At 73.2% G+C, this 13,236-nt stretch carries 8 protein-coding genes; 5 read left to right on the top strand and 3 right to left on the bottom strand.

Annotated elements, in window-relative coordinates; genetic code table 11:
* The first annotated feature begins 58 nt into the window (after window positions 1-58).
* The 5 genes from ACQP2F_RS06030 to ACQP2F_RS06010 all read left to right on the top strand — a co-directional run bounded on the left by ACQP2F_RS06030 (window position 59) and on the right by ACQP2F_RS06010 (window position 7,661).
* Window positions 59-3,418, top strand: a complete 3,360-nt coding sequence (locus ACQP2F_RS06030; protein ID WP_433301416.1) for a BTAD domain-containing putative transcriptional regulator — start codon at window positions 59-61, stop codon at window positions 3,416-3,418.
* 85 nt (window positions 3,419-3,503) lie between these two features.
* On the top strand, window positions 3,504-5,399 hold the full coding sequence (locus ACQP2F_RS06025) for a hypothetical protein (RefSeq protein ID WP_433301414.1): 1,896 nt from the start codon (window positions 3,504-3,506) through the stop codon (window positions 5,397-5,399).
* Between the two features lie 12 nt (window positions 5,400-5,411).
* Window positions 5,412-5,798 (top strand): hypothetical protein, encoded by a 387-nt coding sequence (locus ACQP2F_RS06020; RefSeq protein ID WP_433301413.1) that lies wholly within the window; start codon window positions 5,412-5,414, stop codon window positions 5,796-5,798.
* Between the two features lie 41 nt (window positions 5,799-5,839).
* On the top strand, window positions 5,840-6,652 hold the full coding sequence (locus ACQP2F_RS06015; RefSeq protein WP_433301411.1) for an MOSC domain-containing protein: 813 nt from the start codon (window positions 5,840-5,842) through the stop codon (window positions 6,650-6,652).
* Window positions 6,653-6,734: 82 nt separating this feature from the next.
* Complete coding sequence (locus ACQP2F_RS06010) at window positions 6,735-7,661, top strand: expansin EXLX1 family cellulose-binding protein (protein ID WP_433301409.1); 927 nt, start codon at window positions 6,735-6,737, stop codon at window positions 7,659-7,661.
* A 251-nt stretch (window positions 7,662-7,912) separates the two neighbouring features.
* Here ACQP2F_RS06010 and ACQP2F_RS06005 read toward each other — a convergent pair whose 3' ends face one another.
* The 3 genes from ACQP2F_RS06005 to ACQP2F_RS05995 all read right to left on the bottom strand — a co-directional run bounded on the left by ACQP2F_RS06005 (window position 7,913) and on the right by ACQP2F_RS05995 (window position 13,200).
* Window positions 7,913-8,434: an N-acetyltransferase family protein gene (locus ACQP2F_RS06005; RefSeq protein WP_433301407.1), complete on the bottom strand. Its 522-nt coding sequence runs from the start codon at window positions 8,432-8,434 to the stop codon at window positions 7,913-7,915.
* Between the two features lie 10 nt (window positions 8,435-8,444).
* Entirely contained in the window at window positions 8,445-11,528 is a 3,084-nt protein-coding gene (locus tag ACQP2F_RS06000) for a LodA/GoxA family CTQ-dependent oxidase (protein ID WP_433301405.1), read from the bottom strand.
* A 70-nt stretch (window positions 11,529-11,598) separates the two neighbouring features.
* The gene (locus tag ACQP2F_RS05995; protein WP_433301403.1) at window positions 11,599-13,200 is read right to left on the bottom strand and encodes a S8 family peptidase; all 1,602 of its coding nucleotides are present in this window, start codon (window positions 13,198-13,200) and stop codon (window positions 11,599-11,601) included.
* Window positions 13,201-13,236: the final 36 nt, after the last annotated feature.

Here is a 13,236-nt window from a genome sequence, read left to right as displayed (position 1 = left end):
GTACCGCTCCCGTACTACGCTTCGTCGCCTATCGATCTCTGTGAGGTGACGGGACACAGTGGAGAGCGCGCCCGATCTCGGCCGGTTGATCCGCCAGTGGCGACACGAGCGCGGCCTGAGCCAGCGGCAGCTGGCCGACCGGGCCGGGCTCAGCCTCGGCGCCATCCGCGATCTGGAGCAGGAGCGCAGCCGGCACCCGCGGCTGCGGTCGAGCGAGGCGCTCGCCGACGCCCTCGGCCTGACCGGCGCCGACCGCACCCGCCTGCGCCGGCTGACGATGCGCCCCCGCCCCGAGCCGGCCCCGCCGTCCGGGCCGGTGCGCATCTCGGTCCTGGGCCCGCTCACGGTGACCACGCCGGCCGGGCCGGTGCCGATCGGCTTCGGGCGTCACCGGGTGGTGCTGGCCCGGCTGGCGCTGACGCCGAACTACCCGGTCAGCCGCCCGGAGCTGATCGAGGTGCTCTGGCCCGAGGGCGCGCCGCCCACCGCGGCGAACGTGCTGCAGACCCACGTCAGCCGGTTGCGGCGGATCCTCGAGCCGCGGCCCGCGGCCGGCGCCGAGCCGATGCTGGCCTGGACGCCGGGCGGGTACCGGCTGCGCCTGGACTCCGACCGGCTCGACCTGGTGGCGTACCGGGAGCGGCTCGCGGAGTGGCGCCGCCGGTCCTCGTCCGATCCGCAGCGCGCGTTCGACCTGCTCAGCGAGGCGCTGGACCGGTGGCACGGCCACCGCGCCGTCGAGGACGTCCCCGAGCTGCGCGAGCATCACCTGGTCACCGCGCTCAGCGACGAGCTCGTCGAGGCGACCATCCGGCAGGCCGACCTCGGTCTCGCCGTGCGCCGCCTGCCCGAGGTGCTGCCCCGGCTGCGCCGCCTGACCGCGCGGCATCCCTGGCACGAGCCGCTGCACGCCCGGCTGGTGGTCACCCTGGCCGCGTCGGGACAGCAGGTGGCGGCGCTCGAGGCGTACGAGGAGATCAAGCGCCGCCTCGCCGAGGAGCTCGCCATCGACCCCGGCGCCGAGCTGATGGCCGCCCGGCAGGCGGTGCTCGCGGGCCGGTGGGAGCCGGCCGCGCCGGCCCGGGCCGACCGGCGCCCGACCCCGTGGCAGGCGCCCGCGCCGCCGCCCGACTTCACCGGCCGGGCCGAGCAGCTGCGCGCCCTGGAACGGCTGTTCCGTTCCGCCCTGCGTGACGCCGGGCCGGCCCGGCACGTCACCGGCGTGATCTGCGGGATGCCCGGGGTCGGCAAGACCAGCCTCGCGCTGCGCGCCGCCGAGCTGCTGCGCGACGACTTCCCCGACGGCCAGCTCTACGTCGACCTGCGTGGCGCCGACCGCAAGCCGGTGAGCGTCGAGGCGGTGCTGGCCCGGTTGCTGCGCGGGCTCGGCACGCCCGGTGCGGCGATCCCGATCGACGTCGAGGAGGCGGCGGCGCTCTACCGCAGCCTGCTCGCCGAGCGGCGGCTGCTGGTGATCCTCGACAACGTGCGCGACGCCGCCCAGGTGCGGCCGCTGCTGCCCGGCGGCGGTGGCAGCGCGGTCCTGGTCACCAGCCGCAACCACTGCGCCGACCTGCCCGGCGCCACCCACCTGGAGCTGCCGGTGCTGCCCCGGGCCGAGGCCGTCGACATGCTCGGCGGCCGGATCGGGCCGTCCTGGACGCCGGCCGACCGGCAGGCGGCGACCGCGCTGGCCGAGGCGTGCGGCCGGCTGCCGGTCGCGCTCCGGGTGATCGCGAGCCGGCTCACCCGGCGCACCCCTGGCGAGCTGCTGCGCTCGCTCGAGGGCGGCCCGCAGCCCGGCTCGGCGGCGCTGCGCGCGACCTTCGACCTCAGCTACGGCGCGCTCGATCCGGCGGCGGCCCGGCTCTTCCGCGGGGTGGCGCGCCTTCCCGGCGCGACCTTCCCCCGCGAGGCGGCGGTCGCGTCGTTCGACGGCGACGCCGGCCACTCCCTCGACGTCCTGGTCGAGGAGAGCCTGGTCGAGTCCGTCGGCGGCGACCGCTACCGCCTGCACGATCTGCTGCGGCACTACGCGCTGGAGCACGACGACGAGGACGGGCCGGCCGCGCTGCGGCGGGTGGCCGACTGGTATCTGACCCGCACCGCGGCGGCGATCCGGCTGCTCTACCCGGCGATGGTCCGCCTGCCGACCGAGGTCGACGAGACGGTCATGAGCTTCGCCGACGTCATGGCCGCGACGACCTGGCTCGACGACGAGGCCACCAACCTGGTGGCGCTGATCGAGACGCTGGCCGACGGCGCCGGGCGCGAGCGCGCGTGGCAGCTCGCCGACCAGCTGCGCGGCTACTTCTTCGTCCGCCGGGAGCCGGTGTCGTGGCTCGCGAGCGGCCGGGCCGGGCTGGCGGCGGCCGAGAAGGCCGGCGACCGGATGGCGCAGGCGGCCATGCACCAGACCCTCGGCCAGGCGCTGTGGTCGGTCGGCCGGCACCGGGACGCGCTGGAGGAGTACGGCGCCGGGCTCGCCGCCGCCCGGGACAGCGGCTGGCGGATCGGCGAGGCGTACCTGCTGCACAACCTCGGCCTGGTGCACGCCGAGCTGGGCCGGACCGACGAGGCGCACCGGCTCTACCAGCACGTGCTGGCCGTCGGCACCGGCCGCGAGTTCGCGCACATCCGGGCGGTCACCCTCAACGACCTCGGCGTGATGTGCACCGAGCAGGGCCGGCTGGGCGACGCCGTCCGGCACTTCCGGGCCGCCATGGAGATCAACGGCGAGGCGGCCCGGCTGCCCTCGGCCATGGCCAACTGCAGCAACCTGGGCATGGCGCTGCGTCAGCTCGAGGAGTTCGACGAGGCGTACGACTGCCTGACCCGCGCGCTCGGCTATTACCGCGAGACCGGGTCCGTCAACGGGCAGATGTCCACGCTGGACGAGCTGAGCCACCTCTACCAGCAGCGGGCCGAGTGGAGCGCCGGGGTCGACGCCGCCACCCAGGCGCTTCGGATCGCCGAGCGGCTGTCGAACCCGAAGGCGACCGCCGGCGTGCTGAACACCCTCGGCGGCGCCCTGCTCGGCGCCCGCGCGGTCACCGAGGCGCAGACCCGCTTCCGCGAGGCGCTCGTGCTGAGCCGCGAGCACGGCTACCAGTACACGGAGGCGCAGGCCGGCATCGGAACCGCCGCGGCGCTGCTGGCCGCGGGCGCGGTCGAGCCGGCCCGGGCGGCCGCCACCGAGGCCCTCGCGATCGCCCGGCGCAAGGACTACCGCATCCTGATCGGCGACGCGCTGACCGGCCTGGCCCGGGCCGCCCTGGCCGGCGGCGACCCGGTGGCGGCGGCCGGACACGCCGAGGAGGCCCGGGCCCGCTACCGGGCGACCGGCAGCATCGGGCGCCTGCGTGAGCTCGACCGCCTGCCCCTGCCGATCACGGCGGCGGCCACCATGCCGACCTGACCCGATCGGCCGGCCCCTTCCCGGGCGCCGTCCTATGCTCGACCTCGGAAGATGCTTGCCACGGCTACGTCGTTATGGGTCAGACATGTCCGCATACGACCCGGCATTGACGCGCGACGGGCTCGGCGTGCGCCTCGTCAAGTCGGCCTTCGCCCTCTTCGCCGGGTTCCTGGCCGTGGTCGTCCTGTCGAGCGGTTTCCTGCGCGGCGTCCCGCATTGGCAGGGCCGGGAACTTTTCGCCCGGGTCGCCGCTGGCCTGGCCGCCGCCGTTATAACGGTCGGTCTTTTCCGGTGCCGCCGAGACCGGCTGTCCGCGGAGGACTGCGTCCACCCCGGTCTCGCGATCCCGCGCGACACGTGGCTCGACGATCTCTCCGCCGAGGCGGCACGGCGCATCCGGTTCCAGACTCCCAAATCACCGACGAATCCGGCCGGAGATCCGGTCCCTGACGATTTCCGGGAGGCCGTCGCCGTCTTCGTCGAATTGATCATGAATCCAGCGAAGCATCGCGTGCGCGTCGCGGAGACCATCGACCTGGAAGGATCTCTCATGGTCCAGCGGGTCACCGTCGAGCTCGCCCTCCCGCCGGGCTGGGACCGGGCGAAGTTCCTCTACCTACCGGTCCTGCATCCGGTGAAGGGTGAGCTCGTCGACAACCTCCGGCTGCGGGACGCCGGCGACTGCACGCTCGCCGACCTGACGTACGACGAGACCACCCGGCTGGCCGCGGCGGGCTTGCGCTTCCTCCTGGCCATGGGATACGAGAAGGTGCTGGCCCGCGCGGACCCGGCGGCGACGGAGCAATGGCCCGACGAGGACACCAGGAAGAGCGAGACGGAACTCCTCCGGCTTCTGGCCATACGCGGGTACGCCGACCTCGCGTTCCGGAAAGCGGAAATGGAGCGCCAGCTCGACGACCTGCCGCTGGACGACCTGGCGCAGGACCGGCTCCGGCGGTACGTGCTGGAACTGTGCGGCGCCTATCCGATCGTCGCCGTCGTCCCGCCCGCCGCAGTGACCGGCGGCCGCGTTCTGCTCAAGTACGAGCGGACGCTGACGGCGTCGTCGCGCGCGGCGCCGGACGGTCACGGCCGGAACACCTTTCCCCAGCGGGTGCATCGCGGGATCCGGGGCTGGCGCGGCCTGACGCGGATCGCCCTGGGCCTGCGACCCTCGCAGATCGCCGTGCCGATCGACCTCGCCCTGACCGCGTCCTCCTATCACCTGACCCTGAACGCGCCGGAGAGCAAGTACGTCCTCGAACAGCGCCTGGTGTGCATCCACTGCAAGCGACCGGTCCAGTCGTCGTGGATCGGTTCCGATCCGAGCCGGCGCGGATGCTGCCATCGCTGGGGCGAGGAACCGCCGAGCATGTGGTTCGACGACCGCCACTACTTCCGTCTGCAGCGCCGGCGCGGCCAGAACTTCATCCACCTGTACCTCCGGGGATTCGGGGCGATGAGCCCGAAGATGGACGGGTTACGGATCGTCGGGCGCTTCAAGGAGGTTCCGCCCGGATCGCGGCTGCAGGCCGTCATGACGGCGCTGGCGACGACCGTCCTGCTCACCGTGGTCGGCTACCTCGTCTCGCATCACCGCGTGTCACCGGGGAGCGACTATCCGGCGGTCGTGCTCGGCCTGCCCGCCGTGGTGGCGTCCTGGTTCGGCATCGCCACCGACCGGAACGCGCTGGTCGGGGGATCCCTTCTGGCCCGCGTTTCGCTCATAGTCAGCGGAGTGTTGTCGATCGTCTCGATCGTGACCTACCTGGTCACCGCCCCGACCAGCGGCAGTGGAGGCCATGCCGCGCACCCGCACGTCACGTTCCTCGGCGTCACCCAGCCCGCGTGGATCGCACTGGGCGTCGTCTCGTTCCTCAACTTCCTCTACGTCTACTACCGATTCCTGCTCAAGCTGGTCCACTACCGCGACCTCCTGGGTCGTACGCACGGGCACTGGTCGGCCGTCCAGGCCAACTAGGAAGGGGACACGATGCCCGAGAACGAGCCGTCGGCGGCCGCCAACGACGCCATCTGGCTGGTCGAGTCGACCGACTTCGTCACGCCCTATGCGCCGCTGGCGGAGTCGGTCTTCGACGATGCGGAACGGCTGAACGCGGCCTGGGAGCTGACCGTCTCCAGCCTGAGCCGTGACTCGGGCGCGGCCGGCGAACGCGGCGGCACCGATGATCCGGGTGACGACGTCGAGGACGACTTGGGGACGCCCGAGATCATCCAGCGCCTGCAGCACCACATGCGTCTCATCGCCGAGGAGCGGGCCGGCAGCGAGCCGGCCGCCGGGCCGGAGCCGCGGATGCGGACCCGGGCGGCCGAGTTGCTCGACCGGCTGCTGCGGCGCCCGGGGGCCGACACCGCCTGACGCCGGAGCGGGAAGACATCCGGTCATGGCAGGCTGGGGGCATGCACGTCGCGGCGCTCTCCACGTACCCGGTCAAGGGTTGTCATCGGATCGACCACGACGTGGCGCGGGTGGAGCCGTGGGGTCTCGCCGGTGATCGCCGCTGGATGATCGTCGACGCCGACGGCGTCGGGATCACCCAGCGTGGCGACGCCCGCCTCACCCAGCTGCGCGTCGCGGTGCGCGACGGCGGCATCGTGCTCTCCGCGCCCGGCCTCCCCGATCTCGACCTCGACGAGCCGGTAGACGGGCCGAAGGAGTTCGTGCGGGTCTTCTCCAACCACGCGCCGGCGCCGGCCCGGATCGCCGAGAGCGAGTGGTGCAGCGCGTTCCTGGGCCGGCCGGCGCGGCTGGTCTGGCAGGCCGACCCGGGCGGGCGCGCGGTCGGCGGCGGGACGGACGGCGGCGAGCCGGTCAGCTTCGCCGACGGCTACCCGATGCTGCTGGCCAACGCGGCGTCCCTGGCCGCGCTCAACGACTGGCTGGCCGAGGCCCGGGACGAGCCGGTGCCGATCACCCGGTTCCGGCCCAACCTGGTGGTCGCCGACGCCGAGCCGTGGGCCGAGGACGAGTGGGTCGAGCGCGGCGTGCGGCTGCGGGCCGGCGACGTCGAGCTGATCGCCGCCTCGGGCTGCGGGCGCTGCGTCGTCACCACGATCGACCAGGAGACCGGGGCCAAGGGCCGGGAGCCGCTGGGCATGCTCGGGCGGCGCCGGCGGTTCGGCCAGAAGCTGCTCTTCGCGATCAACCTGATCCCGGCGCCGGGCGCGCGGGGGTCACTGCGGGTAGGCGATCGGGTGACGGTCGTCCACTGATCCGGTGAAGCGCGTCGCATGCGTCTTAGGTCTGTCTTAGGAAGGTTGCCCGGGACCGGTCCGCCGCGCAGGATCGCTCACCGTGACCGGTTCCCGTGTGCTCTCGCCTCGCTGGCTCGCCGCCGGCGGCGCCGTGGTCCTCGCCGCCGCGCTCGGTGTCGCGCTGCTGCTGCAGAACACCGGCTCCGCGTGCGCCGCGCCGCCGTCGACCTCGGCGAAGACGGGCAAGGCGACGTTCTACGACCTGGGCGACGGCACCGGCAACTGCTCGTTCCCGTCCTCCCCCGCCGACGATCTCTTCGTGGCGCTCGGGCCCGATCAGTACTCGGCCGGCGCCGCCTGCGGGACGTACCTGGACGTCACCGGCCCCAAGGGCAAGGTCCGGGTCAAGGTCACCGACTCCTGCCCGGAGTGCGCGGCCGGTCATCTCGACCTGAGCCGCACCGCGTTCAAGAAGATCGGCGCCGAGGTCGACGGGATCATCCCGATCACCTACAAGACGGTCACCGGCGTGCGCACCCCCGCCCCGATCAGCGTGCGGGTCAAGGAGGGCTCGTCGCAGTACTGGCTGGCGGTGCTGATCGACAACCACGGCAACCAGCTCCGGTCGGTCACCGTCAACGGCAAGGCCACCCACCGCGAGGACTACAACTACTGGGTGATCGACGGCGGCGCCGGCAGCGGACCATTCAAGATCAAGATCAGCGACGTGTACGGCCACAGCACCGTCGCCAGTGGCATCAGGCTGACGCCCGGGGCCACCCAGAAGACGTCCGTGCGCCTGGTCGGCGGCGGGTCCTCGGCCACCGCTCGCACCACGGCCGCCGCCACGCCCTCGAAGGCGAAGAAGAAGGCGAGCCCGTCCCCCAGCCCCTCGTCCGCCGCGCCCACCGCGTCGTCGGCCGCGCCCGCGCTCGAGTCGACCGAGGTGGCCGCGCCGACCGGCGACGTCGAGGTGCCGCCCGCCCAGGAGGCGGTCGACCTGGCCGCCGGCCGCGCCCACTGCTGACGCCGGTTCCGCGCGGCCCGGCTTTCCGCCCCGGCCTTTCCCCCCGGCCTTCCGCCCCTGACCTTTCCCCCCGGGCCCGCCCCGGTCTTCCCGGCCCGATTCCAGCCCAGACTTCCGCGCCCCACAACCCGCCGCGCCCGGGTTCTCGTGCCCGGTGCGCCCGCGGCCACCGGCCGCCGGCGGCGACGCCATCACCCCCAGGGCGTCGCCGACCCGGCGGCCGCGGTGGCCTCGGTCAGTCGGTCAGTCGGTCAGTCGGTCAAGTCGAACCACATGTAGACCTCGTCCCGGTCGTCGCCCGGCCCGACCCGCAGCGCCTCCGGCAGCCGGCCGACCTCGCGGTAGCCCAGCCGGAGATAGAAGCCCTCGATGCCCTGCCCGCCGCGCACGGTGACCGAGAGCCCGGCCAGCCCCGCCTTGCGTCCCAGCGCCTCGGCCTCCCGCATGAGCGCGGCCCCATAGCCTTTGCCCTGCCCGCTCGGCGTCACCATGACCCGCTTCAGCACCCGCCAGTGGTCCTTGAGCCGAAACCGGTTGTCCACCACGAACAGGAACCCGACGACCGCGCCGTCGTCCACCGCGACGAGCAGCCGGTCGAGCCCTTCCGCCACGCCCGCGAACGCCGCCTCGGCCACCGGCCGCACCGCCGCCGCCTCGACCGGCGCCACGAAGCCCACGGCCCCGCCCGCGTTGGTGACCTCGACCCAGAGCGCGACGACGCGCTCGAGCAGGTCGTCGGTGAGCGGCGGGTCGACCAGGAACTCGATGGGCATGACCCCATTCTCAATGGGCGGCGCCGTGGCCCAGCAACGTCTTGCGTGGGTGCTTGCTCACTTCCTCGGCCGACGACGAGTAGAGCAGGTGCGGGACCTCGGCCGGCGCCTCGGGCTCGGGCTCGGCGTCGCCCGCCGGCTTGGTGGCCGCGGCGAAGGGGTTCGGCGCGGCGGCGCCCGGCCCGGCGGCCGGCGCGGCACCCGGCCCAGAGGCGCCCGGCCCGGCGGCCGGCGCTGCGGCCGGCGCTGCGGCCGGCGCGGGCGTCGCGGGTGTCGCGGTGGCCGCGGTCTCGGGCCGGGCCAGTGACCGGATCCACTCCTCCCAGGCCTCGCGCTCCTCGGGGGAGAAGACCCGGTACATGTGGCCGCCGAAGTCCATCTGCCTCAGGAACGGGCTCTTCTCCGGGTCGCCGGCGACGACCTGTCCGGTCTTGACCAGCATGTCGAGCAGCTGGGTGGGGTTGTCGAAGAGGTTGTTGGTCATCCCGCCGGCCGGCACGTCGCCGTGGTTGAGGCTGCCGTAGCGCTTCTTGTGGTCGATCATCTGCAGCACCCGGTCGCGGGCCCGCTGCGGCGACAGCAGGGAGTCGACCACGTCCTGGCCGAGCGTGCCGGTGACGCGGAACGCCACGTAACCGTTCCAGATCCGCGCCCACTGCTGCTGGCGTACGTCCTCGTCGGCGAAGCGGGCCAGATAGCGCTTCACCGCGCGTTTCGCGATCGCGCCGTGCCCGGTGTCGGCGTTGTCGATCGCCACGTGCAGCCGGTAGTACGCGGGGTCGATCTCGAAGCGCTGCAGCAGGCGGGCGGTGGTGGCCAGCTCGACCGACTCCCATTCGAAGTACAGCGTCATGCCCAGCAGCTCGGGCAGGAACTGGTCGGTGAACTGCGAGACCACCAGCTGGAACAGCGGCAGCGTGAAGGCCGAGTCGAGGAGCTTGTCGTCCTGCGCGTACTCGATGCTGGTGATCGGCGCGGTGTTGATGCCGACGCTGGAGAGCGTCGCGGTGAAGATGTTGGCGTGGTTCTGCGCCGGGTCGCCGGAGCCGACCTCGTCCACCCAGATCCGGGTGAGGAAGCCGGTGAGGTCGTCGATCGGGCCGATGGTGGCGATGTTGCGCAGCCACACGCCGTCGGTCTGGTTGAGCGGGCCGGACTGCCGCACCCGGTCGATCGCGTCGGCCCTGGTCCGGAACGCCCGGTCGTTGGCCGGGTCGTAGCGTCCCACCCGGTCGACCAGGTCCTGGTAGATGCTGTCGAGCCGGGCGTCGAAGGCGCGCTCCTCGTAGCGGAACGGCTTGAGCTCGGTGTCGACCATCGGATCCTGCTGGTACGCGGCGGCGGCGTCCAGGTAGCCGTGTGCGAGCTTGGCCGCCGTCGGCAGGAAGTCCGGATATTTGTGCAGGTTGAGCATGATGTGGAAGTAATCGCGGTCGCGCAGTCCCGCGTACGGCGCCCGTTCGGTCTCCACGTGCACGCCGGTGCCGTCGGCGGTCGGCCTCACGAAGCCGAGCTGCGACCATTCCTGGACCATCTCGCGGTGCCTCCTGTCGGCGCGCCGCCTAGCGTCCAGCGAGGTCGGCAACGAGTCCCCGATGCCACGGTCCCAGCGCCAGCGCGGGAACGCGGTCGTGTTGATCGGCCGGCTCGGCGTGTTCCCGTCCGGGAACAGCGCCGAGGTCACGGCGGCGTAGTCCTGGTCGACGATCACGTCGTCCGGGCGCTGGGCCGGCCACCAGAAGTGCCGGCAGTCGGTGAAGTCGGCCTGCCACGGCACGGCCATCGTCTCGGTCATGCAGCCGGGCTCCATGTCGGCCCGGAAGCGGAACGGCGCCGAGTACCGCTCGGGCTCCCGGCAGCGGCGGCTCATCTCGATGCCGGGGAAGAAGGGGCCGCCCACGCACGACTCCATGGCCGCCTGGTCGAGCTGCTCGGGGACGGTCAGCGGGGCGGGATCGGCGTCGCCCGCGGTGAAGTTGCCGTCGGCCCAGAGCGCGAGCCGCCGGTACTGCAGCGGGGTGACGGTGAACCAGGTGCCCGGGTCGCCCGGCGTGGCGGTGCCGTCGTCGCCGGAGAGCTGCGGCATGTAGGCGGCCGTCGCCTGCTTGATCGCGGTGGCCGCGTCGGCCTCGGCGACCGGCTTGCGGATCGCGGCGAAGACCCGCTTCCGCGCCTTCGCGGCCCGATCGCCCGGGTCCCGCAGCTGCGCCAGGTGGTCGGACTCGAAGAAGTCGCCGATGCGCTCGGCGCCGCGGCCCTCGTTGACCGCCCGCCGGTGGCCGCGGGTCGCCGACTGGTTGACCCACTGATAGCCCATGGCCCGCTCGAGCACCGGCACGACGTCGCGCTCGAACGAGACCTCTTTGGGCTCGAGGATCCAGCCGCGCTCGTACGCCGCCTGCTCGGCCACGTCGTAGAGGGTGACCAGGTTGCCGACCGCGGGCGCGAAGTCGGGCGGCGCCACGACAACCCAGGCCGGCTGGACCTCGACCTCCTCGCCGCCGGTCAGCACCACGCGCGCGGTGACCGGGCCGTCCGAGGTGTCATCGTGCCAGCCGTCGTTGTCGGCGAAGCTGGGCAGCGGCGCCCCGTCCGGCACCGAGGCCGAGTGGCCGGCGCCGCCGAGCACGATGAGCCGGCCCTCGTCGTCGGTGCGCAGCTCGCCCAGCGGCACCGGGGTGCCGAGGAACGTGCCGGTGTCGGCTTTGACGGCGGCCGCCTGCCGGCCGATGATGTCCCGCGGTCCGGGGTCGATGACCAGCTCGCCGCGGCGCGCATCGGGCACTTCGTCGTTGCGCCGGCCCGAGGAGGCGGCGAAACGCTGGGCCGCACCCTTGCGGTTGACCAGGTGGACGGTCCAGGTGATCTCGGCGTCGTCGGCGGTGATCTCGCCGATCAGCTTCTTGTCCCGGTCGAAGCCGAAGACCCGGAAACGGGCGGCCTGCCGCTTGACCCGGCCGGCCTTGTCCTTGTAGGACGCCGGCTCGTCGCCCGAGCCCGGCGTCTCCGGACCGAGGAAGTAGTCGTCCGGGCTGTCGCCGACCCTGGCCACGCCGACGGCGGGATGAATGGCGCAGTAGGCGAACTTGCTCATGCTGGTCACCCTCACATCGCGGGTGCCGCGCGGACCTGGCAGATCTCCCAGTTCCGCGCGGCGGGAACCCTTAGGCGGTCTCGATCAGCTCGCCCTTGCGGGCCAGCGCGCGGCGCACGGCCTCGGCCGCGTTGACCCGGCCAAAACCGTACCGGTCGCTGTGGCCGCCGGCGTCGTACTCCGCGCCGTTGTCGTCGATGCGGTCGGCCGACTCGCGCAGCACTTCCCGGACCTCGTCCCAGCGCAGGTCGGGGTTGGCCGACAAGATCAGGGCGACCACGCCGGCCACCCCGGGCGCGGCGCTGGACGTGCCGCCGAACGAGTTGGTGTAGTTGCCGGCCTGGTCGCCCAGCGACTCGTCGCCCGAGTTGTAGCCCTCCCGGCCGGTGCGGTCGGTGGTCCAGATGCCGGGCGTACGCGAGGGCGACCCGTTGCTGCTCGGGAAGCTCACCCACACCGCCTTGCCGAAGTCGCTGTACCGGCTCTGCCGACCCTGGTCGTTGCAGGCCGCCACCGCGATCACCTTCGGATAGCCGGCGTAGCCGTCGTTGTCCACGCTCTCGGCACCGTTGCCGGCGGCCCACGTGATCACGCAACCCTTGCCGCCCCGGCCGCGCTCGATCGCGTACTCGATGGCCAGCCGGGTGCTGTCGGGCAGCCGCACCACCTGGTTGTGCACCGGGTCGGTCGGGTCCCACCAGCGCCCGTCGGCCGGTCCCCAGCTGCACGAGATCACGTCGGCGCCGTGGTCGGCGGCCCAGACGAACGCGTCGGCCTCGTCCTGCGAGCCGAGCCCGGAGACCAGCCGCAGCGGCATGAGGCGGGCCGCGGGCGCGACGCCGGACGCCTTGCCGACTCCATCGGCGCAGGCCACGCCCGCGCACGAGGTGCCGTGGTTGTCGCCCTCGCCGGGCCGCGGGTCGTTCGACTTCGGCCGGCTGACCGAGCGCGGGGCGAACACCTTGCCGGGCGCGGCGAACTCCTCGTGGTCGATGTCGACGCCGTCGTCGATCACGCAGACGACCGTGCCCTCGCCGCGGGTGTCGGCCCAGGCCGCCACCACGTTCGCGTGCGCCACGATGTCCTGCCCGCCGATCGTGGCCGGTCCGAGGTGCCACTGCTGCGGGAACATCTGCCGGCGGTCGACCTCGCGGACCAGCTCGGGATGGCAGAGGTCGACCTCGTCCCGGTCGAGCAGCTCCTCGGCCAGCGCGAAGACGGCCCGGCCGATGCCGGTGGGCGCGCCCACGAAGTACGCGTTCGGCGCCGTGCCGACCGGGCGCTTGACCGTGAGGCCGGCCTCGTCGAGCAGCCGCAGGCACTCGCCGGCGGTCAGGTCGTCGCGGAACTTGACGAAGACGTTCTCGGTGTAGACGACCGGCGCGCCGAACTGGTCGCGCAGGCCGCGGCCGGCGAACTCGACCTCGGGATCCTCGTTGATCACGACGGCGAGCTGCTCGGCGGCCCCGATGGGCGCGCCGTAGACGCCGACCCCGGCCTCGGGGAACCCGAACAGCGGCGTCAACCGGTCCTGCGCGGTACGGCTGGGTGACGACAGTGGAGAGACATCGTGCCGGGCGCCCCGGCGTACCGACCGGATGACCACCAGGTCTTCGTTGTCCTCGAGCTCCAGGCGGAATCCGGAGCTGCCACCGAATCGGCAGCTGAGCATGACAGGCACTCCTCTCATTCGAGCCCCCCTGCGAAC

This window comes from Actinoplanes sp. CA-030573 (assembly GCF_050951115.1).
GTDB lineage: Bacteria > Actinomycetota > Actinomycetes > Mycobacteriales > Micromonosporaceae > Actinoplanes.
This window is presented reverse-complemented; position numbering and strand designations above follow the sequence as displayed.

Coding starts and splice junctions, on each gene's coding strand:
- ACQP2F_RS06025 (WP_433301414.1), top strand. CDS start 3,504: ATGTCCGCATACGACCCGGCATTGACGCGCGACGGGCTCGGCGTGCGC.
- ACQP2F_RS06020 (WP_433301413.1), top strand. CDS start 5,412: ATGCCCGAGAACGAGCCGTCGGCGGCCGCCAACGACGCCATCTGGCTG.
- ACQP2F_RS06015 (WP_433301411.1), top strand. CDS start 5,840: ATGCACGTCGCGGCGCTCTCCACGTACCCGGTCAAGGGTTGTCATCGG.
- ACQP2F_RS06005 (WP_433301407.1), bottom strand. CDS start 8,434: ATGCCCATCGAGTTCCTGGTCGACCCGCCGCTCACCGACGACCTGCTC.
- ACQP2F_RS06000 (WP_433301405.1), bottom strand. CDS start 11,528: ATGAGCAAGTTCGCCTACTGCGCCATTCATCCCGCCGTCGGCGTGGCC.
- ACQP2F_RS05995 (WP_433301403.1), bottom strand. CDS start 13,200: ATGCTCAGCTGCCGATTCGGTGGCAGCTCCGGATTCCGCCTGGAGCTC.